At 77.3% G+C, this 247-nt stretch carries 1 pseudogene; it reads right to left on the reverse strand.

The window, feature by feature from the left end:
* Positions 1 to 247, reverse strand: a pseudogene (locus tag ACSNOK_RS35590) (AraC family transcriptional regulator); the annotation flags it as partial.

The raw sequence follows: 247 nt of genomic DNA on the forward strand, positions 1-247 counted from the left end.
GGCAGGACGCGGTCCAGTACGGCGAAGCGCTCGGGCCAGGTCGCGGCCTGCCGCAGCCGGTCGTGGAGTTCGGCGCAGCGCCGGCCGAGCACGGCGTCGGCGGGTACGTCCAGATGGGCCAGCTCGCCCGCGGGCAGGCCCAGCAGGGCCCGTGCGCCCAGCGGACCGAGCGCGATCCGGACGCCGGACTGCCTGCCCTCGTGGGCTATCAGCGCGGGCGCCGCGTGGAGGCCGCCGAGCAGTGTGT

The organism is Streptomyces sp. URMC 126, from assembly GCF_051386555.1.
Taxonomy (GTDB): Bacteria; Actinomycetota; Actinomycetes; order Streptomycetales; family Streptomycetaceae; genus Streptomyces.